Raw genomic sequence first — 21364 nt, forward strand, 5'->3', positions numbered from 1 at the left:
CCTTGCACACCGCTCGCTCAATCGCCGTTATCCTGACCGTTCCGCGAACAAAAACGAGGAGCGTGCAATGTCCGTCCGTCTGGTCGTCATCTGTGCGCTGGCGCTTGCTGCGCCCGGCGCGTTCGCCCAACCGCTGCCGCCCGGGCAGCCGCCGCCCGCCCAGGCGGCGATGGCCAATCCCGCGTCGGTCAACTGCGAGAAGCTCGGCGGTCGCCACGTGGTCCGCAGCCTGCCGCGCGGGCAGGTCGGGATGTGCATGTTCAAGGATGGCCGCGTGTGCGAGGAGTGGGCGCTGTACCGCGACGATCGCTGCGTCGGCGGCGTCGCGCCGAAGCGCGTGTCGAACTGACCGAACTGACCGGGCCTGGCCGATCGCGCCCTCGATCGGCCGCTGGCCTGCCCGCAGCCGGCGCGTCCGTAAGCAACTTGTTATACTCGGCGCCGCCCGGGGACGACCCCGGGTCATTCGTTTCAACGGGGACGGCCCCATCCGATACGGAGTACGTCGAGATGGCGTGGGTATGGTTGTTGATTGCCGGTTTGCTGGAAGTGGCCTGGGCGGCCGGCCTGAAATCGTCGGACGGCTTCACGAAGCTCGGTCCGTCGGTGTTTACGATCGTGACGGCGCTGGCCAGCTTCGGGCTGCTCGCGGTCGCGATGCGCCAGTTGCCGCTCGGTACCGCATACGCGGTGTGGACCGGCATCGGCGCGATCGGCGCGTTCGTGTTCGGCATCGTGATGATGGGCGAGGCGCTGACTGCCGCACGCGTCGCGAGCGCCGCGCTGATCGTCGCGGGGCTGATCGGCCTCAAGCTGTCGTCGGCCGCCTGACGCCGGCATCCGGGCGTCGGCGTCCGGGCGCACGTGCGTCGGGAATGTCGCGCTGCGGAATTGCGCCGGTCACCCGGATAGCCTGTCTATAATGGAACGCATTCGGGCCTGAATACCGTCGTGCTTCTCGCGGCACACGGTGCCGGTCGCCACGCGCCGCGCGGCCGGTCTGTCCGACCCGATCCGATCAATCGGCAAATCGCACGGAAAGTGCAAGGAGAGGGCGATGATCGAAGCCATTTCGCTCGGCGCGGGGCTCGCGTGGGCGAGCGGGCTGCGCCTGTACCTGACGGTGCTGATCGCCGGCGTGCTGGCGCGGGTCGGCTGGCTCCATCTGCCCGATACGCTGGCTGTCCTGATGTCGCCGTGGGTCATCGGCGCGGCGGCCGTGCTCACCCTCACCGAATTCCTGGCCGACAAGATCCCCGCGTTCGACTCGCTGTGGGATGCCGTGCATACCTTCATCCGCATCCCCGCCGGCGCCGTGCTGGCAGCCGGTGCGCTCGGCCATGCCGATCCGACCGTGCTCGCGGTCGCGGGGCTCGCCGGCGGCTCGCTGGCCGGTGCCGCGCACGTCGCGAAGGCCGGTACGCGCGCACTGATCAACCTCTCTCCCGAACCGATTTCGAACTGGGTCGCGTCGTCGACCGAGGACGGCCTCGTCGTCGGCGGGCTCGTGCTGGCGTTCTTCGTTCCGCTCGCGTTCCTCGTGCTGCTCGCCGCGTTCATCGCGGCGTCGGCGTGGGCGCTGCCGCGCCTGTGGCGCGGCGTGTCGGGCGGCTTTCGCGGGATGGCGAACCACATGGTGTCGCGGCTCAATTCGATCGGGGGCAAGCGCGATTGAACGAGCGGCAACCCGCGGCGCAGCCGCCGGCCGGGCAACCCGGCCATGACAGGCCCGCGCATGCCGGCCGCTTCGGCCTGCACGACCTGATCCGCCAGGCCGCCCGGATGACTGCGCGCGACTGGCGCGCGGGCGAGCTGACGCTGCTCGTCCTTGCGCTGGTGTTGGCAGTCGCGGCACTGACGAGCGTCGGTTTTCTCGCCGACCGGCTGCGCCAGGGGCTCGAACGCGATGCACGCCAGATGCTCGGCGCCGATTTCGTCGTGCGCGCCGATCGTCCCGTCGATCCGTCGTTCGACCGGCAGGCCCGGGCGCTCGGCCTGCGTACCGCGACGACCGCCATTTTCCCGAGCATGATCGCGTCGGCCCCGGGCGGGCAGGCGGCCGATGCCGCACCGTCGCGCCTCGCGGCCGTGAAGGCCGTGTCGCCCGGGTATCCGCTGCGCGGCGCGGTGGACATCGTGCCGGCCGGCGCCACCGTCGCGCAGAAGGCGGCCGCGATCCCCGCGCCCGATACTGTGTGGGCCGATCCGGCGCTGCTCGACGCGCTGCACCTGAAGGTGGGCGACACCGTGCGCGTCGGCCTGCGCACGTTCACGGTCGCCGCGTCGATTTCCCGCGAGCTCGATCGCGGCTTTTCGTTCGTCAATTTTTCGCCGCGGCTGATGATGCGCGCGGACGACCTCGCCGCGACGGGGCTCACGGGCTACGGCAGCCGCGTCACCTACCGGCTGCTGGTCGCCGGAGATGCACCGGCCGTCGCGCGTTTCGAAGCGTATGCGCACCAGCGCGTCGACGGCGGGAAACTGCGCGGCGTCGGGCTCGAATCGTTGCAGGAAGGCCAGCCGCAGGTGCGGCAGACGCTGGATCGCGCGCGCCATTTCCTGACGCTCGTCGCGCTGCTGACCGCGCTGCTCGCGGCGGTCGCGATCGCGATGGCCGCGCAGCGCTACATGCGGCGTCATCTCGACGGCTGCGCGACGATGCGCTGCCTCGGCGTGAGCCGCCGCACGCTCGGCGCGCTGTTCGCACTCGAATTCGCCGGGATCGGCATCGTCTCGGGCGCCGCGGGCGCGGTGCTCGGCTACGGCGGCCACTGGGTGTTGCTGACAGCAATCGGCAGCCTGATCGACGTTGCGCTGCCGCCGCCCACGCTGTGGCCGGCGCTGATCGGCATGGGCGCCGCGCTCGTGCTGTTGCTTGGCTTCGCGCTGCCGCCGCTCGTGCCGCTCACGCGCGTGCCGCCGGTGCGCGTGCTGCGACGCGAGTGGGGCGAGGCATCGCGCACCGCGTGGGCCGCATATGCGATCGGCGTCGTGCTGTTCGCGGGGCTGCTGATCGTCGCGGCCGGCAACCTGAAGCTCGGCCTGATCGTCGCGGGCGGCTTCGCCGGCGCGCTGGTCGGCTTCGCGCTGATCGCGCGGCTCGTGCTGTTCGCGGCCGCCCGTGCGGTACGCAACGCGCGCGTGGCCGCCGGCGTCGGCTGGCGCTACGCGCTCGCGTCGCTGCACCGGCGTGGCACGGCCAGCGCGCTGCAGATCACCGCGCTCGCGCTCGGCCTGATGTGCCTGCTGCTGATCGCGATCACGCGCAACGATCTCGTCGCGGGCTGGCGGCAGTCGACGCCGCCCGATGCGCCGAACCAGTTCCTGATCGACATCCAGCCCGACCAGCGCGACGATGTCGCGGCCTATCTGGCTGCGCACGGCGTGCGCGACGCGGTGCCCGCGCCGATGGTGCGCGGCCGCCTCGTCGCGATCAACGGCAAGCCGGTGAATCCGGACGCGTATCCGTCCGACGAGGCGCGCCGGCTCGTCGACCGGGAGTTCAACCTGTCGTATACGACCGAATTGCCGTCCGACAACCGGATCGTCGAAGGTGACTGGTTCGGCACGGCGGCCACGCCGCAGATCTCGATCGAGGCCGGCCTCGCGAAGACGCTGAACGTGAAGCCGGGCGACACGCTGCGCTTCGACGTGACGGGGCTGACGGTCGACGCGCCGGTCACGAGCGTGCGCAAGCTCGACTGGGGCTCGTTCCGCGTCAACTTCTTCGTGCTGATGCCGCCGCCGGTGCTGAAGGATTTCCCGGCCGTCTACCTGACGAGCTTCCACTTGCCGGCCTCGAACGCCGCGCTGCTCGATCCGCTGATCGCGCGCTATCCGAACCTGACCGCGATCGACGTCGCGCCGATCCTCGCGCAGTTGCAGCGGATGATGCTGCAGGTGGTCGGCGCGGTGCAGTTCCTGTTCGTGTTCACGCTCGCGGCCGGCGTGCTCGTGCTGTACACGGCGCTCGCCGGCTCGCGCGACGAGCGCGTGCGCGAGGCCGCGCTGCTGCGTGCGCTCGGCGCGTCGCGCGCGCAGGTCAATGCGGTACAGCGCGCGGAATTCGTCGTGGTCGGTACGCTGGCGGGCGCGCTGGCATCGGCGGGCGCGATCGCGGTCGGTTGGGTGCTCGCGTCGCGCGTATTCGATTTCCAGCTCGCCGTCGATCCGTGGCTCGTGCCGGCTGGCATCGCGGCCGGCGTCGCGTGCGCCGGTGCGGCCGGCTGGCTGAGCCTGCATAATGTGTTGCGGCGCCCCGCGCTGCAGTCGCTGCGCGACGCATGAGCGTCGCCGGCGGCCCCGAATATCCCGTTTTCCGACTATCCGTATGACCGATGTGAATGACGAAGCGCCGTCGCAGCCGACGGCGTTCGAGCTCGTGGGCGGCGAAGCCCGCGTGCGCGAAATGGTGGACCGCTTCTACGACCTGATGGACCTCGAGCCCGAGTTCGCGGAGATTCGCGCGCTCCATCCGCAGTCGCTCGACGGTTCGCGCGACAAGCTGTTCTGGTTCCTGTGCGGCTGGCTCGGCGGCCCCGACCACTACATCAGCCGGTTCGGCCACCCGCGGCTGCGCGCACGGCACCTGCCGTTCCCGATCGCGTCGGTCGAGCGCGACCAGTGGCTGCGCTGCATGGCGTGGGCGATGGAGGATGTCGGGCTGCCCGAGCCGCTGCGCGAGCGGCTGATGCATTCGTTCTACGACACGGCCGACTGGATGCGCAACCGGCCCGGTTGATCGACCGGTACGCCGCTGCCCGCACGCCGGACGATCTGCGTCTGGGCGCGCGTGCGGCGTGACGCGACACTGGTCGTTTCTCCCATCGATACGAGGCTCGCCCGATGACGACACAAGCGCTGTTTCGCGAAGACGCGTACCTGACGCAATGCGACGCGGTCGTCCAGGCCGTCGGCGACGACGGCATCCGGCTCGACCGCACGGTGTTCTATCCGCTTGGCGGCGGCCAGGCCGGCGACTCCGGCACGCTGACGCTGCCCGACGGCAGTGCGATCACGATCGCCGATACACGCAAGGCAAAATTCGACGGCGCGACACCCGACGATGCCGTGCACGTGCCGGCGCCGGGGCAGGAGGCACGCGTCGCGGCGCTCGCGCCCGGCACGCGCGTGGTCGCGGAGATCGACTGGTTGCGCCGCTACCGGCACATGCGCCTGCATACGGCCGCGCACCTGATGTGCGCGGTGCTGCCGTATGCGGTTGACGGCTGCAGCGTGACGGCCGACTACGTGCGGCTCGATTTCGCGACCTCCGATGCGATCGACCGCGACGATGTCGAGCGGCGTCTCGCAGGCCTTGTTGTCGGCGCGCATCCGGTGACGACCGAATGGATCACCGACGACGAGATGGCCGAGCGGCCCGACCTCGTGCGCACGATGAGCGTGAAGCCGCCGATGGGCCTAGGCCGCGTGCGGCTATTGCGTATCGAAAATGTCGACCTGCAGCCGTGCGGCGGCACGCATGTGCGCAACACGTCCGAAATCGGCGGGCTGCGGGTCGCGAAACTGGAAAAGAAGAGCGCGCGCACACGGCGCCTCGTACTGGAGTTTGCATGACGATCGACACCGGCAAGGCCGGCGCAGCGGCACTGGATCCGCAAGCGCGGGAGATTCTGGATTTCTGGTTCGGCGAGCCGGGCTCGGCCGAATTCGGGCAGGAACGCAAGGTATGGTTCAACGGCGGCGCGGCGTTCGACGACGTGCTGCGCACGCGCTACGGCGCGTTGCTCGACGCAGCCTGCGACGGCGCCTGCGATCACTGGGCCGGCTCGCCGTCGGGGGCGCTGGCGTTGATCGTCGTGCTGGACCAGTTCTCGCGCAATATCCATCGCGGCACGCCGCGCGCGTTTGCCGCCGATCCGAAGGCGCTCGCGCTCGCACGCCGTGTCGTCGCGGCCGGCTGGGACGTGCAGTTGCCGAGCGGGCATCACCGCGCGTTCGCGTATCTGCCGTTCGAGCACGACGAAACGGTCGAGAGCCAAAGCGAAGCCGTGCGCCTGTGCGCGGGCATTCGCGACGAGGCCGGGTGCGAGAGTTATCACCGTTTCGCGCTGCTGCATGCGGCCGTCGTCGAGCGCTTCGGCCGCTTTCCGCACCGGAACGCGATTCTCGGTCGCGCATCGACCGACGAGGAGACCGCGTTTCTTCGCGAGCCCGGCTCGTCGTTCTGAAGATCCGGGGGCAGTGGTGTAAAGAGGGCGGGAGCGAGCCCGCGGCTTGACGCGGGTGTCTCAAGGGCGGGTATCGCGCAAAGGTTGCGCACCGGCTGGCCGGACGCGCATTACCTTTGCCGGGGATGGCGGCGCGCCGCGCCGTCCTGCGTTACTGCAGATGCTGTTCGGGCGTACGTACGTACACGCGCAGCAGTTCCGCGTCGTCGCCCGGGCGGGCGCCCGTCCAGAACAATTTCCATTCGCTGCCGGGCGCCGGATCGACCGCGCGCACGCCCTGGACGATCATCCACGTGCAGCGCGTCGACTTTGCGTCGTCGATCGGCGTGTGCTGGATGCCCGAGAAGTAGTACAGCATCGGCGCTTCCGATTCGCCGAGCCCGTGCAGGCTCGCCATGCAGTCGCCGTCGTTCCATTCGAGCGCGAGATGCGCGTTCAGGTCGTCGAATACGGAGCGGTAGCTCTTCGCAACGTCGAGCCACGGCAGCAGCAGCGTGTAGATGAGCCCCCACGCGACGAGCGCGCCGGCGCCCCACGACAGCGCGCCGCGCCACAGGCCGGTCGTGCGCAGCTTCGGCAGCAGCGTCAGCCAGCCGACCGTCAGCGCGAGCGCGCCGATCACGAGCGCGGGCTGGATCGGCATCGTCCAGTCAAGCGGCAGCCAGCGGCCGAGCAGCGCGAGATCCGCGCGCGACGCGGCCGGATCGGCCATCACGGCCCAGATGGCCCACGCGAGCGCGACGGTCGTGCCGAACAGCACGCGGCTGAAGTAATCCCACGCGAGATGCAGCCGGCGCGGCAGGCGTTCGATTGCCTGCGCGGCGACCAGCGCGAGCGGCGCGAAGAACGGCAGGATGTAGAGCTGGCGTGATGTCGCGGACACCTGCAGCACCGTGAGCCCGATGCCGGTGAACAGCACGGGCAGCGCGATGCGCGGCGTACGCCAGTCGCGCCATGCACCGCGTGCGAGGGCGACGATCGCGAGCGGCGCGACCGGGAAGCCGACGAGCAGGAACGCCCGCAGGATGAAGAACGGTTTGTCGTTTTCCGCGCCGAGTTCGGGGACGGAGAAGCCGAAGAACCGGCCGACGTTGTTATCCCAGAACCACGTCATGAACAGCGTTTCGGAGCGCAGGAACAGCGCGGTCGGCCAGATCAGCGCGAACGGCGCGAACACGAGCGCGGCGACGCCGAGCGCGCGCGCGAACGAGCGGGTGCGGCAGGCCGGATAGAGCACCAGCGTGCAGACGAGCGTGGCCGCGAATACGAGCGGCACGAACAGCCCCTTCGTCATCAGCGCGATGCCGACGCCCGCGCCGAAGATCGGCGCAGCCCAGCGGCCCGACGGCCGCACCGGCAACCCATGCCGCATCTGCTGCGCGCGTGCGACATGCTGCATCACGAGTTCGAGCAGCCCGCAGAAGCCCATCGCCGTACCGGCGAACAGGGCGACATCGGTCATCATGTCGTGCACGTGCTTGATGACGACGAGCGTGCCCGCGCTCAGCACGACCGGGCCGATCACGCGCAGGTCGAACCAGCTGTCCGCACGGCTGGCAACGCGCGCCGCGCGCGCGATGAAACCGAACGCGAGCGCGGCGAACAGCGCGCTCGCGAGCCGCGCCGCGTCGTGCAGCGGCATCACGCGCTGCAGCAGCCACGCGAGGCTGGTCGCGACCCATGCGTAAAGCGGCGGCTTCTCCATGAACGGCAGGCCGGCATTGGTCGGTACGACGAAGTCGCCGGTCTCGAGCATGTGCTGGATGATGCCGAACGTATAGGTTTCGTCCTGTTTCCACGGATCGTGGCCGAGCACGCCCGGCAGCACGTACGCGCAGACCAGGACGGCGACGAACAGCCAGGCCCGCCAGCCGAGCAGGGCCGTGCGGTCGACCGCGGTGCGGGTTGCGGTGCTCGTCGCCACGACGGGCGTGCCGGCGGCATCGAGCGTCGCGGTGGTGTTGGCGTCGGCAGTCGAGCGGGTGTGCTGGGCCGGGGCGGGCACAGACGTGCGTCGCCGGCTGGGCGCTGCGGTTCCAGGCATGGAAAAGATCTCGGGTCGAGTCGAGCGGGTCCGCGACTTGGGCAGGACCAATAAGGGCCACATCATGGCGGCAAAGACCAGACGTTTACGACGCCTGTCTGATTGCCCGCTAGTAGATCACGGAACTATTACGGATGTTTACTGAAACCGTCACGAAATTGTGGAGATTTGTGGTGTCGTGACGACAGGTCGTTCCTGGCGGCGCTTCGGGCGCGCCGCTCGGGCGAGATTACCGGCCGCCGCCGACGTCGAGCAGGGCGCCCGTCGTGTAGGACGCCGCGTCGCCAAGCAGCCAGACGACCGCTTCGGCGATCTCCTGCGCTTCGCCCGCGCGGCCGAGCGGCGTTTGCGCGCCGAGGCGGGCCGCCCGGCCCGGCTGGCCGCCGCTGGCGTGAATGTCGGTCTCGATCAGGCCGGGGCGCACCGCGTTGACGCGTACGCCGTGCGGGCCGAGTTCCTTCGCCAGGCCGATCGTCAACGAGTCGACCGCGCCTTTCGACCCCGCATAGTCGACGTATTCGTTCGGCGAGCCGAGCCGCGAGGCGATCGACGACACGTTGACGATCGCGCCGCCGCGGCCGCCACGGTCGGTGGACAGCCGGCGCGCGGCTTCGCGTGCGCACAGGTAGGCGCCGAGCACGTTGGTGTCGAACATCCGCTGCAGCCGGTCGACCGGCATGTCGGCGAGCGGCATCGATGGCGCGACGATGCCGGCGTTGTTGACGAGCGCGTCGAGGCGTCCGAACGCGGCCGTGACGGTGTCGAACATCGCGATGACGTCCGCCTCGTTCGCGACATCGCCCGCGACGATGCATGCGCGGCCGCCCGCGTCGCGGACAGCCTGCGCAGTGAGTTCGGCCGCCGCCGCGTCGCGCGCGTAATTGATGCCGACGTCCCAACCGCGCTCGGCCGCGAGCACGGCGGTCGCGCGGCCGATGCCACGGCTCGCGCCGGTAATGAGGACGGCCTTGCGATCGGACGGTGCGGTCATTGCGTGCGGTTTCCGGTGACGGTTACTTCGCTGCGTCGGGTGCCCACTTGTCGCGGGCGGGCGGCTGGTAGCGGCGCAGTCGCTCGATCAGTTCGACGGGTTCGGATTCGACGCACAGCGCGTCGAAATAGGCCGGACGCATGAAGCCTTCGTCGACCGTATGGCGCAGCAGCGCGATCAACGGATCGTAGAACGAATCGATGTTGTAGACGGCGACGGGCTTGCGGTGATAGCCGAGCTGCGCCCACGTGTAGACCTCGAAGAGCTCTTCGAGCGTGCCGGCACCGCCGGGCATCGCGACGAACGCGTCGGAGAGGTCGGCCATCATTTTCTTGCGGTGGTGCATGTCGGGCACGACGTGCAGTTCCGACAGCCCTGTATGGCCGACTTCCTTGTCGACGAGCAATTCGGGGATCACGCCCACCGCCCGGCCGCCGGCCGCCATCACCTCGTCGGCGATCACGCCCATCAGGCCGACGCGGCCGCCGCCGTAGACGAGCGTGAGGCCCGCATCGACGAGCGCGCGGCCGAATGCGCGTGCAGCGTCGGCATAGACGGGCCGCACGCCGGACGACGAGCCGCAGTAAACACAGACTGCCTTCATTGCTTGGAATCCTTGGCGGGGGCCTGCCCGGTGATGACGGGGCTGTCCGCCGGGCGCGGCGAGCCGTCGCGCGGCGGCAGGTAGTCGGTGAACTGGCGCTTCGGCAGCTTGCCCGAGACCAGATCGTCGAACAGCTGGCGCGAACGGCCGCGCAGGTACGGCGCCATCACGGAGATCACGTGCATGCTGACCTGGTGCAGTTCCTCGCGGATCGCGTCCTGGTCGTTGTATTTGCGCGGATGCATCACGTACTGATACGACAGCCAGTACGTCGAGATCACGGCCATGTTGGTCGCGATGACTTCGATCTCGGCAGGCGTCGCGACCATTTCCGCGTCGGACACGAGCAGCTCGCACATGTCGCGCGCGAAGCGCACCTTGTGGCTGATGATCTGCTTGAAGTGTGTCTCGAGCGTGCGATTGCGTGCGAGCAGGTCGTTGAGGTCGCGATACAGGAACCGGTAGGTCCACATGAAATCGGCCATGTACTGCAGGTACGACCAGGTTTCGTCGATCGTCGGACGGTGATCTTCGGGGAAACGCAGCCGCCGTTCGATCTGCTGCTCGAACTGCGCGAAGATGCTGTTGATGATGTCGTCCTTGTTGCGGAAATGGTAGTACAGGTTGCCTGGACTGATTTCCATTTCCTCGGCGATCGTCGTGGTCGTGACGTTCGGCTCGCCGATCTCGTTGAAGAGTTTCAACGACAACTCGAGAATCCGTTCGCGGGTGCGGCGGGGAGGTTTCGCTTCCATGTCGTCCGGCCCTGTGTGTGCCGGACTGGCGGGCGCTGCAATCGATGCTGCGTGATTCGTCCGGCGCGGGTTGCTGTTCTATGTCTAGCGGACGATTATAAACCGGGGTTTCGCCACACCGGGCGCATTTCGTGTTCGCGGCACCGCGCCGCGCATGGTGCAGCGCCGCACGCGGGCGGTGCGCGGCGCATGCGCCCGGTACCTGTCTAGAAGCCGAGCCAGTGCGCGACGACCGGGCCCAGCACGAAGCCCCACGTCGTCACGCACGCGAACAGCGCGACCGTCACGGCCGCGCTGCCGAGGTCCTTCGCGCGCTTGGACAGTTCGTGGCGCTCGAGCGAGATGCGGTCGATCGCGGCCTCGACGCTCGAGTTCAGCAGCTCGACGATCAGCACGAGCAGCACCGAGCCGATCAGCAGCGCGCGCGACGCGGCCGGCACCGGTGCGAACGCACCGATCGGGAGCATCAATGCGGCGAGCGTGAGCTCCTGGCGAAACGCGCTCTCCTCGCGGATCGCGACGCGAAAGCCGTTCAGCGAATGCTTGAGGGCGTACCACGCGCGCGTGATGCCGCGGTGGCGCTTGTACGGGTTCGGCGGCAGCGGCGACAGCTGGTCGTCGGGGCCGAGCGGCTCGTGCGCGTGCACGTCCGCTTCGGCGTGCGGCTCTTCCTCGTCGAACGGGCGGTGCCGTTGCGGCGTGGAGGCAGGGGGCGGGGTCTTGTCGTTCAGGTCTCGTTTCAAACGGCGGCACCTTCGGCTGGCGAGTACGCGGTCTTCGGCAGCGGCTTCAGATGCGACGCGAACTGCTCGGACGCCGCGCGCCACGAGAATCGTTCGGCCCACGCGCGCGCGGTCGAGCGTTCGATCTTCAGCGCTTCGAGGCAGGCTTCCTGCAGGTCCTCGTGCATCGAGCCCGCGTCACCGCCGCTGAGCACGTCGATCGGGCCCGTGACGGGATACGCTGCCACCGGCGTGCCGCAGGCGAGCGCTTCGAGCAGCACGAGGCCGAACGTGTCGGTGCGACTCGGAAACACGAACACGTCGGCCGCAGCATACACCTTTGCCAGCTCGGCCTGTGACAGCACGCCGAGATAGTTCGCCTCCGGATAGCGCGACTTCAGCTCCGCGAGCGCGGGGCCTTCGCCCGCGACCCACTTCGAGCCGGGCAGGTCGAGGCGCAGGAACGCCTCGACGTTCTTTTCGATCGCGACGCGGCCCACGTACAGGAAGATCGGCCGCGCGGTGTTGAGCACCTTCGACTCCATCGGCCGGAACACTTCGAGGTCGACGCCACGGGTCCACAGCACGACGTTCGTGAAGCCGAATTTCTCGAGGTCCTGCTTGACGACCGGCGTCGGCGCCATTACCGCGAGCGACGGGCCGTGGAACCAGTGCAGGAAGCGGTAGGTTGCGGCCAGCGGGATACCGAAGCGCGCCTGCACGTATTCCGGGAAGCGCGTGTGGTACGCGGTCGTGAACGGCAGCTTGCGCGAGCGCGCGTAGCGCCGCGCGGCGAGGCCGAGCGGGCCTTCCGTCGCGATGTGCAGCGCATCGGGTGCGAACGCATCGATCCGCGCGCGCAGCTTGCGGTACGGCAGGATCGACAGGCGGATCTCGGGGTAGGTCGGGCAGGGCACCGTGCGGAATTCCAGCGGCGTCAGCAGTTCGACGCGGTGGCCGAGCGCCGTGAGCTCACGCGACGTGCTCTTCAGCGTGCGCACGACGCCGTTGACCTGCGGTTCCCACGCGTCGGTGACGATCATGATCTTCATCGCGGCTTGTGTCCTGTAAGTAGGGTTGTGTCAGGCAGTGGCCTTGGCCTTGCGCGACGAAGTCTCCGGCGGTGCGGTGCGCATCACCGTCCAGTAGACGATCTTCAGTTCGCCTTCCATCGTTTCGACGAGTGCGGACAGGCTTTCGACCCAGTCGCCGTCGTTGCAGTACAGCACGCCGTCGATGTCGCGGATCTCCGCCTTGTGGATGTGGCCGCACACGACGCCGTCGCAGCCGCGGCGGCGCGCCTCGTCGGTCATCACGGTCTCGAACTGCGAGATGAAGTTGACCGCGTTCTTGACCTGGTGCTTCAGGTACTGCGACAGCGACCAGTACTGGAAGCCGAGCCGGCTGCGGATCCGGTTGAACCAGCGGTTCAGCACGAGGATCAGCGTGTAGAGCGTGTCGCCGAGGTACGCGAGCCACTTCGCGTGCTGGATCACGCCGTCGAACAGGTCGCCGTGCACGATCCACAAACGTTTGCCCGCGAGCGTCGTGTGGAACGCCTCGCCGCGCACCTGGATGTCGCCGAACGCGAGGTCGCAGAACTGCCGCGCGCCTTCGTCGTGGTTGCCGGGGATGTAGATGACCTGCGTGCCCTTGCGTGCCTTGCGCAGGATCTTCTGCACGACGTCGTTGTGCGCCTGCGGCCAGTACCAGCCCTTCTTCAGCTGCCAGCCGTCGATGATGTCGCCCACGAGGTACAGGTATTCCGAATCGTTGTGGCGCAGGAAGTCGAGCAGGTACGGCGCCTGGCAGCCGCTCGAGCCGAGGTGGATGTCGGACAGCCAGATGGTGCGGTAGCGATGGGTGGACGGGTCGGGATCGTCGTGCTGCGTGGTATGCGCGGCAGGCGGTTCTTGCGACGCCAGGTCATCGGTTGCAGCCGAGCCGGACAGGAAGGCGGTGGCGGCGCGTGCGCCGATAGGGTGACGGAAAAGGGAGGTCGCGGACGTTTTCTGGCCCATGCATGACTCGCGCCGGTTGACATTACCGGCATTCCGCCATGCGGGCGTGACTGTGCCGTGACAGTCACGAGACGTTCTTATTACGACCGTTGCAGGGTGTTTAGCAGTGAATCGGCAGGCGTTGTGTAATCTGCCGAACGGACCGGCTGACATTTGTCTGGCAAGGCCGTCCGGCCGGATGCCGGACGGCCCGGCAGGCGGGTTTCGTCTGGCGAAAGCGGCGCGTCAGCGCGGTATCGCGACGACGCGCGTGCGCGCGATCCGGTCGTGCGGGAACTGGCGGCCGGCATGCAGCCGGGCGGCGCCGGCCCAGATGACGATCCAGGCGGCCGTGAGCGCGAGCGTGACGGGCACCGACAGGCCGAGGAGCGGATGCAGCGCGAGCGGCGGCAGGAACCACAGCCAGCCGAGCGCATAGCGGACGAGCGCGTGGCCGGCGCTCAACGGCCGGCCGCTCGACGATTCGAGGCGCAGCCGCCAGGTCTTCATCGGCAGCGTCTGGCCGCCGTGCGTCCAGAACCACACGAAGTACGCGCCGACGACGAGCGCGATCCAGGCGGCGAGCAGGTTGTGATGGACGAGGCCGTTGCGTTGCTGCGTCGCGAGGCTGAATGCGAGCCCCGCGAAGAACACGACGCCGAACAGCAGCACGCCTTCGTAAAGCAGCGCGGCGAGGCGCCGCCGCACGGACGGCGCGGCGGCCGGGGTCTCGGGTGCGCGGGCGTTCGCCACGGCCGCTCAGGAGCCCTTGAACAGCGAGGGTGCGTCGGCCGGCGACACCGGTGCCACTGCGGCCGGTGCGGACGCGGTGCCGGCCGTCGACGAGGCCGGTACCGGCTGCGCGGCGGCGCCGGCCGAGGCGGGCGCCGGTGCGGTGGCCGCACCGCTTGCCGGATGTTCGTGTGAATTGACGAGGCGGCGAACGTCACGGTCGGCGACGGTCGGCGGTGCGCTGACGACGCTCGGCTTGCGGCGGCGTTCGGCGGCCGCGAGACGTTCCTTCTGTTCCTCGGGGAGCTGCTGATAGGCCTTCCACGCGCGCTCGCGCGCCTGCGCGGACAGCTCCTTCGCGCTCTGGTAGTTCTCGCGCGCGACGCGGCGCTGCTCGGGCGTCATCTTGGCCCATTCGGCCATCCGGTCCTGCAGGCGCTTCTGGTCATCGGGCGACAACTTCGCGAAACGCGATGCGATCTTCAGCCATTTCCGCTTGCGGGCGTCGCTGAAGCCATCCCATTGGTCGGCGAACGGCGCGAGAGCGGCATGCTGGGCCGGCGTGAGGCGCGCCCACGACAGCGGGCCGGTGGCGGCCGGCAGCGGCAGGGGCAGCGACGGGAGTTCGGTGGTCGGCCCGGTCGCGGCCGAGGCGGGCGCGGCAGGGCTGGTGGCCGCGACGGTGGACGTCGCGGGGGCCGGGTGGAATCGGGAATACGTGGCGACGTAGGAAACGGCGATCGCAATCACGCATCCGAAAAATACGGCCAGGCCGCGCTTCTGACTCACCCGTGCGATCCCCTCGTTATTGTCTGTTAGTGAGCGCGCGAAAGATACGCGTTGAACCCGTGATCGAGATACGCGTTGAGCGGCAGGTCGTCGCTGAGCATCGCCGCGTCGATGTCGGCGAGTTCGGCGGTGCGCTGCATGTCTTCCCAGTAGGCGATGCCGACGAGCCCCGCGAGCAGCAGCGCCAGCGGCCACGCGCGCAGCAGACGGCGCGCGAACGACGCCTGCGGGCGGTTCGCGGGCGCCGAGCCGTACGCACCGGCCGCGCCGGCGAAGGCCGGCACGAACACCGGCGCGGTCGCGGCTTCGGGCTTCTTGCGCGCGAGCGCAGCCCGGCGCGCTGCGGCCAGACGGTCGGTGGTTGCGGCAGGCAGGGCGGTCGCGCGCTCGTCAAGCGCGCGGCGCACCTTCAGCGCGAATTCGTGTTCTCGGTTTTCGGGAGCGGAGCTCATAGCGTGATTCCTTTGGCCTTGAGCGCGTGCGCGAGGGTGTGAGTGGCGCGAGAGCAGTGCGTTTTCACACTGCCTTCGGAGCACCCCATTGCGGCGGCAGTCTCGGCGACATCCATATCTTCCCAATAACGCATCAGGAACGCTTCCCGTTGACGCGCCGGAAGCTTCTGGATTTCTTCGTCGATCAGGGCCAGAACCTGCTCTCTTTCGAGGCGGTGCTCGCTGCTCTCGACGCCCGCGTTGTCGTCCGCGGATTCGAGTGTTTCGAGCGGGTCGAAGTCGTCGTCGTCGGTATTGTTCAGCGACGAGAAGAGCGTGACCCAGGTGTTGCGGACTTTCTGCCGACGAAACCAGTCGTGGATCGTGTTTTGCAGGATCCGCTGAAAAAGCAGCGGCAATTCCGCCGCCGGCCGGTCGCCGTACTTTTCCGCAAGCTTGATCATCGCGTCCTGCACGATGTCGAGCGACGCATCGTCGTCACGCACGGCGTACGCAGCCTGCTTGAACGCGCGCCTTTCGACGCCCGCCAGAAAGTCGGCGAGTTCCTTGTCTGATGCCATTCCGTGAAGGTATGCGCTGCGGGCCGCTGCGTGGTGTAAAAGGTCGAAAAATTTCGTAAAACCCGCGGATGCTATCAAATTTTCGTGCCGCTTGGGACCGGATTGGGCCCCGTACGTTGCGCGCGAGCCGCGGTGGCGGGGCGCCGGGCGGCGTGCATGATGCGGTGCGGGATATTTTGCTTGACGACCCAATCACGACCCGCTATCGTCAACGATTCGCAACATGAAGTGATGGTCTCATTTGAGGCTGGCCCAAGAAGCCCGCCCTTCAAACTGGACGCGCCGCTTGAACCCGAGCCACAAGCCCGGCAGAGAGCACCCGATCAATTTTTTGCCGAAAATTCGAAAGGTCAAAATGAACATGCCCAGCGCGGAATTCTCCACGTCGGAACCCCTTTCCCCTCCCGATAGCGACTCCATCGGCGGCACCGTGCTGATGAAGGCACTCGCCGACGAAAACGTCGAATTCATCTGGGGCTACCCCGGCGGCTCGGTTCTCTACATCTACGACGAGCTGTACAAGCAAGACAAGATTCAGCACGTGCTGGTGCGCCATGAACAGGCGGCCGTGCACGCAGCCGATGCGTATGCGCGTTCCACCGGCAATGTCGGCGTCTGTCTCGTGACGTCGGGCCCCGGTGTCACCAACGCGGTGACCGGCATCGCAACGGCCTACATGGATTCGATTCCCATGGTCGTGATCAGCGGCCAGGTGCCGACTGCCGCGATCGGTCAGGACGCTTTCCAGGAATGCGACACCGTCGGCATCACGCGTCCGTGCGTGAAGCACAACTTCCTCGTGAAGGACGTGCGCGACCTCGCGGAAACCGTCAAGAAGGCGTTCTACATCGCCCGTACCGGCCGTCCGGGCCCGGTGCTGATCGACATCCCGAAAGACATCTCGAAGACGCCGTGCCAGTACGAGCCCGTCAAGAGCGTGTCGCTGCGGTCGTACAACCCCGTCACGAAGGGCCATTCGGGCCAGATCCGCAAGGCCGTGTCGCTGCTGTTGACGGCAAAGCGCCCGTACATCTACACGGGTGGCGGCATCATCCTCGCCGACGCGTCGCGTGAACTGAACCAGTTCGCGGACCTGCTCGGCTACCCGGTCACGAACACGCTGATGGGCCTCGGCGGCTATCGCGCGTCGGACAAGAAATTCCTCGGCATGCTCGGCATGCACGGCACCTACGAAGCGAACATGGCGATGCAGCACTGCGACGTGCTGATCGCGATCGGTGCCCGCTTCGACGACCGCGTGATCGGCGACCCGGCGCACTTCGCGTCGCGTCCGCGCAAGATCATCCACATCGATATCGACCCGTCGTCGATCTCGAAGCGTGTGAAGGTCGACATCCCGATCGTCGGCGACGTGAAGGAAGTGCTGAAGGAGCTCATCGAGCAACTGCAGACGGCCGAGCATGGCCCCGACACCGAGGCGCTCGCGCAATGGTGGAAGGACATCGAGGGCTGGCGTTCGAAGGACTGCCTGAAGTTCGACCGCGAAAGCGAGATCATCAAGCCGCAGTACGTGGTGGAGAAGGCGTGGGAGCTGACGGACGGCAATGCGTTCGTGTGCTCGGACGTCGGCCAGCACCAGATGTGGGCGGCGCAGTTCTACCGTTTCAACAAGCCGCGTCGCTGGATCAACTCCGGCGGCCTCGGCACGATGGGCTTCGGCCTGCCGGCGGCGATGGGCGTCAAGATGGCGCACCCGGACGACGACGTGCTGTGCATCACGGGCGAAGGCTCGATCCAGATGTGCATCCAGGAACTGTCGACCTGCCTGCAGTACGACACGCCCGTGAAGATCATTTCGCTGAACAACCGCTATCTCGGCATGGTTCGCCAGTGGCAGCAGATCGAATACAGCAAGCGCTATTCGCATTCGTACATGGATGCGCTGCCTGATTTCGTGAAGCTCGCCGAAGCGTACGGCCATGTCGGCATGCGGATCGAAAAGACCTCGGATGTGGAGCCGGCGCTGAAGGAAGCGCTGCGCCTGAAGGACCGCACCGTGTTTCTCGACTTCCAGACCGATCCGACCGAAAACGTCTGGCCGATGGTCCAGGCCGGCAAGGGCATCACCGAGATGCTGCTCGGATCGGAAGATCTGTAACGGCGCGACGCGCGTCCGGCCGGATGCGGCCGCCTTCACGAAGGGCGGTGCGGCACGCGGCGGCGCGCGGCGCGAGTGAATCGACACGGACACATTCTGGAAGAAGCGAACATGAGACACATCATTTCCGTCCTGCTGGAGAACGAACCGGGCGCGCTGTCGCGCGTGGTCGGTCTGTTTTCCGCACGCGGCTACAACATCGAAACCTTGACGGTGGCGCCGACCGAAGACCAATCGCTGTCGCGGCTCACCATCGTTTCCATTGGCTCCGACGACGTGATCGAACAGATCACGAAGCATCTGAACCGCCTGATCGAGGTGGTGAAAGTGGTGGACCTGACCGACGGTGCACACATCGAACGCGAGCTGATGCTGATCAAGGTACGTGCAGTGGGCAAGGAGCGCGAAGAAATGAAGCGGATGTCGGACATTTTCCGCGGCCGCATCATCGACGTGACCGAAAAGACCTACACGATCGAATTGACGGGCGCGAGCGACAAGCTCGACGCATTCATCCAGGGGCTGGACGCGGGCGCGATCCTAGAGACCGTGCGCACCGGCAGCTCCGGCATCGGACGCGGCGAGCGCATCCTGAAGGTGTGATGCCCAATGGCACGCCGGGTGCGCCGTCATGTCCCGGCCCGCAGTACTCCATCCGAACGAATTGTTGAATTTTTGAATTAGCGAAGGAACCATCATGAACGTTTTCTACGACAAAGACGCCGACCTCTCCCTCATCAAGGGCAAGCAAGTCACGATCATCGGCTACGGCTCGCAAGGCCATGCACACGCGCTGAACCTGAAGGAAAGCGGCGTGAACGTGACGGTCGGCCTGCGCAAGGATGGCGCGTCGTGGAGCAAGGCTGAAAACGCCGGCCTGTCGGTCAAGGAAGTCGCGGAAGCGGTGAAGGGCGCGGACGTCGTCATGATGCTGCTGCCGGACGAGCAGATCGCCGACGTGTACGCGAAGGAAGTGCACGCGAACATCAAGCAAGGCGCGGCGCTGGCATTCGCACACGGCTTCAACGTCCACTACGGCCAGGTGATCCCGCGCGCCGACCTCGACGTGATCATGATCGCGCCGAAGGCACCGGGCCACACCGTGCGCGGCACGTACTCGCAAGGTGGCGGCGTGCCGCACCTGATCGCGGTTGCGCAGAACAAGTCGGGCGCGGCACGCGACATCGCGCTGTCGTACGCGGCAGCAAACGGCGGCGGCCGTGCCGGCATCATCGAGACGAACTTCCGTGAAGAGACCGAAACCGACCTGTTCGGCGAGCAAGCCGTGCTGTGCGGCGGTACCGTCGAGCTGATCAAGGCTGGCTTCGAGACGCTGGTCGAAGCAGGCTACGCGCCGGAAATGGCGTACTTCGAGTGCCTGCACGAACTGAAGCTGATCGTCGACCTGATCTACGAAGGCGGCATCGCGAACATGAACTACTCGATCTCGAACAACGCCGAGTACGGCGAGTACGTGACGGGCCCGCGCGTCGTCACGGAAGAGACGAAGAAGGCGATGAAGCAGTGCCTGACCGACATCCAGACGGGCGAGTACGCGAAGAGCTTCATTCTCGAGAACAAGGCAGGCGCACCGACGCTGCAGTCGCGCCGTCGCCTGACGGCCGAGCACCAGATCGAGCAGGTCGGTGCGAAGCTGCGTGCGATGATGCCGTGGATCGCGAAGAACAAGCTCGTCGACCAGACGAAGAACTAAGCACCGCGTGCTGTTCCGGCCCTTCGAGTGGAGGGTCGGTATCAAAAAGCCGTCCGAAGGCAGCAGTGCCCCGGGCGGCTTTTGCTATCCTACGGGCTTTGCAATTCACCGAACACAGAACGAATCCATGAACTATCCTCATCCGATCATCGCGCGCGAAGGCTGGCCGTTCATCGCGATTGCTGCCGTCATCGCGCTGTTGATCCACGCCGTCGGGGGCTTCGGCTTCGCGTGGCCGTTCTGGCTGCTGCTCGTCTTCGTCGTCCAGTTCTTCCGCGATCCGCAGCGCCCGATCCCCGCGCAGCCGAATGCGGTGCTGTGCCCGGCAGACGGCCGCATCGTCGCGGTCGAGACCGCACAAGACCCGTACGCGAACCGTGAAGCGCTGAAGATCAGCGTGTTCATGAATGTATTCAATGTCCATTCGCAGCGTTCGCCGGTCGATGGCGCGATCACCAAGGTCGAGTACTTTCCGGGCGCGTTCCTGAACGCGGCGATTGACAAGGCGTCGACCGAGAACGAGCGCAACGCGGTCGTGATCCAGACGGCGAGCGGCAAGACCGTCACCGCCGTGCAGATCGCCGGGCTCGTCGCCCGCCGGATTCTCTGCTACGTCCGTGCCGGCGAGCCGCTGTCGCGTGGCCAGCGCTACGGTTTCATCCGCTTCGGTTCGCGCGTCGACGTGTACCTGCCGCTCGGCAGCCGCGCGAAGGTGTCGATCGGCGAGAAGGTCTACGCGTCGTCGACGATCCTCGCCGAGCTCGAGCAGTAAGCGGCGGGGCGCACGATGGCCGCATTCAAACCGCGTCGGCCGCGTAACGGCTCCGGCCAGACGCCACGTCCGTTTCGCCGCAACAAGATAATGGCGCCTGATCAGGCGCCGCTCGAGAGCCGCCGCGCCGCGCGTCAGCGGTTCCTGAAAACGCGCGGCATCTACCTGCTCCCGAACGCGTTCACGACTGCCGCGCTGTTCTGCGGCTTCTTCGCGGTCGTGCAGGCGATGAACGTGCGCTTCGAGATCGCCGCGATCGCGATTTTCGTCGCGATGGTGCTCGACGGGATGGATGGGCGCGTCGCGCGCATGACGCATACGCAGAGCGCGTTCGGCGAGCAGTTCGACAGCCTGTCGGACATGGTGTCGTTCGGCGTCGCGCCCGCGCTCGTGATGTACGAGTGGGTGCTGAAGGATCTCGGCCGCTGGGGCTGGCTCGCCGCGTTCGTCTACTGCTCGGGCGCCGCGCTGCGCCTCGCGCGCTTCAACACGAACATCGGTGTGGTCGACAAGCGCTTTTTCCAGGGGCTGCCGAGCCCGGCCGCCGCCGCGCTGATCGCGGGCTTCGTGTGGCTCGCGACCGACAACCGCGTGCCGATGAAGCTTGGCTGGCTGCCGTGGGTCGCGTTCGTGCTGACGATCTACGCGGGCGTGACGATGGTGTCGAACGCGCCGTTCTACAGCGGCAAGGCGCTCGACGTGCGGCACCGTGTGCCGTTCGCGGCGATCCTGCTGGTCGTCGTCGCGTTCGTGCTCGTGTCGTCCGATCCGCCGCTGATGCTGTTCTGCCTGTTCGTGCTCTACGGCCTGTCCGGCTATGTGTTCTGGGCCTACATGGCCATCCGCGGGCGCGCGAATCCGGCGCGCTCGTCGCAGCGCGATCACTGACGCGCGATCGACCCGAAAACGGCGGCCTCGG

Annotated in this window: 23 protein-coding genes; 12 read left to right on the forward strand and 11 right to left on the reverse strand. The window is 67.4% G+C overall.

The window, feature by feature from the left end:
- Positions 1 to 67 precede the first annotated feature (67 nt).
- The 7 genes from U5809_RS08060 to U5809_RS08090 all read left to right on the forward strand — a co-directional run bounded on the left by U5809_RS08060 (position 68) and on the right by U5809_RS08090 (position 6191).
- Complete coding sequence (locus U5809_RS08060; RefSeq protein WP_322086102.1) at positions 68 to 349, forward strand: DUF333 domain-containing protein; 282 nt, start codon at positions 68 to 70, stop codon at positions 347 to 349.
- Positions 350 to 510: 161 nt separating this feature from the next.
- A complete protein-coding gene (sugE, locus tag U5809_RS08065; RefSeq protein ID WP_176050398.1) occupies positions 511 to 831 on the forward strand; it encodes a quaternary ammonium compound efflux SMR transporter SugE in 321 nt (106 codons plus the stop codon).
- A gap of 226 nt (positions 832 to 1057) precedes the next feature.
- Entirely contained in the window at positions 1058 to 1675 is a 618-nt protein-coding gene (locus U5809_RS08070) for a DUF4126 domain-containing protein (protein WP_034190778.1), read from the forward strand.
- A 107-nt stretch (positions 1676 to 1782) separates the two neighbouring features.
- Entirely contained in the window at positions 1783 to 4287 is a 2505-nt protein-coding gene (locus tag U5809_RS08075; RefSeq protein WP_322086119.1) for an ABC transporter permease, read from the forward strand.
- Between the two features lie 43 nt (positions 4288 to 4330).
- Positions 4331 to 4741 (forward strand): group II truncated hemoglobin, encoded by a 411-nt coding sequence (locus U5809_RS08080; protein ID WP_282505649.1) that lies wholly within the window; start codon positions 4331 to 4333, stop codon positions 4739 to 4741.
- Positions 4742 to 4845: 104 nt separating this feature from the next.
- Positions 4846 to 5577 carry an alanyl-tRNA editing protein gene (locus U5809_RS08085; protein ID WP_322086103.1) on the forward strand — a complete coding sequence of 244 codons (732 nt, stop codon included), beginning with the start codon at positions 4846 to 4848 and terminating at the stop codon, positions 5575 to 5577.
- Positions 5574 to 6191 carry a DUF924 family protein gene (locus tag U5809_RS08090; protein WP_322086104.1) on the forward strand — a complete coding sequence of 206 codons (618 nt, stop codon included), beginning with the start codon at positions 5574 to 5576 and terminating at the stop codon, positions 6189 to 6191. Before U5809_RS08085 ends, U5809_RS08090 begins: the two co-directional genes overlap by 4 nt.
- A 151-nt stretch (positions 6192 to 6342) precedes the next feature.
- Here U5809_RS08090 and U5809_RS08095 read toward each other — a convergent pair whose 3' ends face one another.
- From U5809_RS08095 to U5809_RS08145, 11 genes are all read right to left on the reverse strand, one after another.
- The gene (locus tag U5809_RS08095; protein WP_322086105.1) at positions 6343 to 8235 is read right to left on the reverse strand and encodes a glycosyl transferase; all 1893 of its coding nucleotides are present in this window, start codon (positions 8233 to 8235) and stop codon (positions 6343 to 6345) included.
- Positions 8236 to 8464: 229 nt separating this feature from the next.
- Positions 8465 to 9226, reverse strand: coding sequence for an SDR family oxidoreductase (locus tag U5809_RS08100; protein WP_176050393.1), 762 nt, complete (start codon positions 9224 to 9226; stop codon positions 8465 to 8467).
- Between the two features lie 22 nt (positions 9227 to 9248).
- Positions 9249 to 9830 (reverse strand): TIGR00730 family Rossman fold protein, encoded by a 582-nt coding sequence (locus U5809_RS08105; RefSeq protein ID WP_048020480.1) that lies wholly within the window; start codon positions 9828 to 9830, stop codon positions 9249 to 9251.
- On the reverse strand, positions 9827 to 10585 hold the full coding sequence (locus tag U5809_RS08110) for a TetR/AcrR family transcriptional regulator (protein ID WP_166960706.1): 759 nt from the start codon (positions 10583 to 10585) through the stop codon (positions 9827 to 9829). The genes U5809_RS08105 and U5809_RS08110 overlap by 4 nt, the downstream gene beginning before the upstream one ends.
- Before the next feature lie 206 nt (positions 10586 to 10791).
- Positions 10792 to 11328 (reverse strand): diacylglycerol kinase, encoded by a 537-nt coding sequence (locus tag U5809_RS08115; RefSeq protein ID WP_085042043.1) that lies wholly within the window; start codon positions 11326 to 11328, stop codon positions 10792 to 10794.
- A complete protein-coding gene (locus tag U5809_RS08120; protein WP_322086106.1) occupies positions 11325 to 12359 on the reverse strand; it encodes a glycosyltransferase family 1 protein in 1035 nt (344 codons plus the stop codon). The genes U5809_RS08115 and U5809_RS08120 overlap by 4 nt, the downstream gene beginning before the upstream one ends.
- 30 nt (positions 12360 to 12389) lie before the next feature.
- The gene (locus U5809_RS08125) at positions 12390 to 13328 is read right to left on the reverse strand and encodes a UDP-2,3-diacylglucosamine diphosphatase (RefSeq protein WP_322086107.1); all 939 of its coding nucleotides are present in this window, start codon (positions 13326 to 13328) and stop codon (positions 12390 to 12392) included.
- Between the two features lie 225 nt (positions 13329 to 13553).
- Positions 13554 to 14060, reverse strand: coding sequence for an RDD family protein (locus U5809_RS08130; RefSeq protein ID WP_322086108.1), 507 nt, complete (start codon positions 14058 to 14060; stop codon positions 13554 to 13556).
- A gap of 6 nt (positions 14061 to 14066) precedes the next feature.
- Positions 14067 to 14828: a DUF3106 domain-containing protein gene (locus U5809_RS08135; RefSeq protein WP_282505639.1), complete on the reverse strand. Its 762-nt coding sequence runs from the start codon at positions 14826 to 14828 to the stop codon at positions 14067 to 14069.
- Between the two features lie 26 nt (positions 14829 to 14854).
- Positions 14855 to 15280: a DUF3619 family protein gene (locus U5809_RS08140; RefSeq protein ID WP_322086109.1), complete on the reverse strand. Its 426-nt coding sequence runs from the start codon at positions 15278 to 15280 to the stop codon at positions 14855 to 14857.
- Positions 15277 to 15840 carry an RNA polymerase sigma factor gene (locus U5809_RS08145; protein ID WP_128844254.1) on the reverse strand — a complete coding sequence of 188 codons (564 nt, stop codon included), beginning with the start codon at positions 15838 to 15840 and terminating at the stop codon, positions 15277 to 15279. The genes U5809_RS08140 and U5809_RS08145 overlap by 4 nt, the downstream gene beginning before the upstream one ends.
- 355 nt (positions 15841 to 16195) lie before the next feature.
- Here U5809_RS08145 and U5809_RS08150 point away from each other — a divergent pair, with 355 nt between their 5' ends.
- The 5 genes from U5809_RS08150 (at position 16196) to pssA (ending at position 21333) form a co-directional block, all read left to right on the forward strand.
- Complete coding sequence (locus tag U5809_RS08150; protein ID WP_059233593.1) at positions 16196 to 17959, forward strand: acetolactate synthase 3 catalytic subunit; 1764 nt, start codon at positions 16196 to 16198, stop codon at positions 17957 to 17959.
- A gap of 111 nt (positions 17960 to 18070) precedes the next feature.
- Entirely contained in the window at positions 18071 to 18562 is a 492-nt protein-coding gene (gene ilvN / locus U5809_RS08155) for an acetolactate synthase small subunit (RefSeq protein WP_006398781.1), read from the forward strand.
- Positions 18563 to 18656: 94 nt separating this feature from the next.
- Positions 18657 to 19673, forward strand: coding sequence for a ketol-acid reductoisomerase (ilvC, locus tag U5809_RS08160; RefSeq protein ID WP_034190794.1), 1017 nt, complete (start codon positions 18657 to 18659; stop codon positions 19671 to 19673).
- Between the two features lie 127 nt (positions 19674 to 19800).
- A complete protein-coding gene (locus U5809_RS08165; RefSeq protein ID WP_031401923.1) occupies positions 19801 to 20445 on the forward strand; it encodes a phosphatidylserine decarboxylase in 645 nt (214 codons plus the stop codon).
- 15 nt (positions 20446 to 20460) lie between these two features.
- Positions 20461 to 21333, forward strand: a complete 873-nt coding sequence (gene pssA, locus U5809_RS08170; RefSeq protein ID WP_176050385.1) for a CDP-diacylglycerol--serine O-phosphatidyltransferase — start codon at positions 20461 to 20463, stop codon at positions 21331 to 21333.
- Positions 21334 to 21364 lie beyond the last annotated feature (31 nt).

This window comes from Burkholderia sp. BCC1999, from assembly GCF_905339975.1.
Classification (GTDB): Bacteria; Pseudomonadota; Gammaproteobacteria; order Burkholderiales; family Burkholderiaceae; genus Burkholderia.

What these genes read in the sequence shown, in the direction of transcription:
- U5809_RS08060 (WP_322086102.1), top strand. Translation starts at nt 68, where the DNA reads ATGTCCGTCCGTCTGGTCGTCATCTGTGCGCTGGCGCTTGCTGCGCCC.
- sugE (WP_176050398.1), top strand. Translation starts at nt 511, where the DNA reads ATGGCGTGGGTATGGTTGTTGATTGCCGGTTTGCTGGAAGTGGCCTGG.
- U5809_RS08070 (WP_034190778.1), top strand. Translation starts at nt 1,058, where the DNA reads ATGATCGAAGCCATTTCGCTCGGCGCGGGGCTCGCGTGGGCGAGCGGG.
- U5809_RS08075 (WP_322086119.1), top strand. Translation starts at nt 1,783, where the DNA reads ATGACTGCGCGCGACTGGCGCGCGGGCGAGCTGACGCTGCTCGTCCTT.
- U5809_RS08080 (WP_282505649.1), top strand. Translation starts at nt 4,331, where the DNA reads ATGACCGATGTGAATGACGAAGCGCCGTCGCAGCCGACGGCGTTCGAG.
- U5809_RS08085 (WP_322086103.1), top strand. Translation starts at nt 4,846, where the DNA reads ATGACGACACAAGCGCTGTTTCGCGAAGACGCGTACCTGACGCAATGC.
- U5809_RS08090 (WP_322086104.1), top strand. Translation starts at nt 5,574, where the DNA reads ATGACGATCGACACCGGCAAGGCCGGCGCAGCGGCACTGGATCCGCAA.
- U5809_RS08095 (WP_322086105.1), bottom strand. Translation starts at nt 8,235, where the DNA reads ATGCCTGGAACCGCAGCGCCCAGCCGGCGACGCACGTCTGTGCCCGCC.
- U5809_RS08100 (WP_176050393.1), bottom strand. Translation starts at nt 9,226, where the DNA reads ATGACCGCACCGTCCGATCGCAAGGCCGTCCTCATTACCGGCGCGAGC.
- U5809_RS08105 (WP_048020480.1), bottom strand. Translation starts at nt 9,830, where the DNA reads ATGAAGGCAGTCTGTGTTTACTGCGGCTCGTCGTCCGGCGTGCGGCCC.
- U5809_RS08110 (WP_166960706.1), bottom strand. Translation starts at nt 10,585, where the DNA reads ATGGAAGCGAAACCTCCCCGCCGCACCCGCGAACGGATTCTCGAGTTG.
- U5809_RS08120 (WP_322086106.1), bottom strand. Translation starts at nt 12,359, where the DNA reads ATGAAGATCATGATCGTCACCGACGCGTGGGAACCGCAGGTCAACGGC.
- U5809_RS08125 (WP_322086107.1), bottom strand. Translation starts at nt 13,328, where the DNA reads ATGGGCCAGAAAACGTCCGCGACCTCCCTTTTCCGTCACCCTATCGGC.
- U5809_RS08140 (WP_322086109.1), bottom strand. Translation starts at nt 15,280, where the DNA reads ATGAGCTCCGCTCCCGAAAACCGAGAACACGAATTCGCGCTGAAGGTG.
- U5809_RS08145 (WP_128844254.1), bottom strand. Translation starts at nt 15,840, where the DNA reads ATGGCATCAGACAAGGAACTCGCCGACTTTCTGGCGGGCGTCGAAAGG.
- U5809_RS08150 (WP_059233593.1), top strand. Translation starts at nt 16,196, where the DNA reads ATGAACATGCCCAGCGCGGAATTCTCCACGTCGGAACCCCTTTCCCCT.
- ilvN (WP_006398781.1), top strand. Translation starts at nt 18,071, where the DNA reads ATGAGACACATCATTTCCGTCCTGCTGGAGAACGAACCGGGCGCGCTG.
- ilvC (WP_034190794.1), top strand. Translation starts at nt 18,657, where the DNA reads ATGAACGTTTTCTACGACAAAGACGCCGACCTCTCCCTCATCAAGGGC.
- U5809_RS08165 (WP_031401923.1), top strand. Translation starts at nt 19,801, where the DNA reads ATGAACTATCCTCATCCGATCATCGCGCGCGAAGGCTGGCCGTTCATC.
- pssA (WP_176050385.1), top strand. Translation starts at nt 20,461, where the DNA reads ATGGCCGCATTCAAACCGCGTCGGCCGCGTAACGGCTCCGGCCAGACG.